The 384-nt window shown below is 60.4% G+C and carries 1 pseudogene; it reads right to left on the bottom strand.

The features are described from left to right. Window positions 1-48: 48 nt before the first annotated feature. A pseudogene (locus BQ17_RS21745) lies at window positions 49-384 on the bottom strand (hypothetical protein); the annotation flags it as partial.

Raw genomic sequence — 384 nt, forward strand, 5'->3', positions numbered from 1 at the left:
CTGGTTCTGATCGTCCCCAGCGTTGGTGACTTCGTGATACACAATGAGTTAGTGTTTCCCATCGACGCCGCTTTGCATATTGTAGCCGGTGACGTGCTGTTTGCCCTTGTTCAAGGCCCGCGCATCCGGGTCGGTACGGGAGCGCTGGGTCTCACCACGCTCATCGAGCTGCTTGCGTTGTGCCTGTTTGCGGGCCTGGCGCGCCTTGAGCTCATCCCGCTTGCTCGCCAGCGTGGGGTCTTCACCCAACCGGTCGCCGGCCTGGTTTTCCTGCGCGTCGTTGGCATCCAGACACTGGGGGTCGGCATCCAGATCACGCTCGATCTTCTTGAGTTCGGTTTCCAAACGCTTCTTGGTCTTGATGCTGGCGTCACTGGCGCTGGC

This window comes from Candidatus Thiosymbion oneisti, from assembly GCF_900092655.1.
Classification (GTDB): Bacteria; Pseudomonadota; Gammaproteobacteria; order Chromatiales; family Chromatiaceae; genus Thiosymbion; species Thiosymbion oneisti.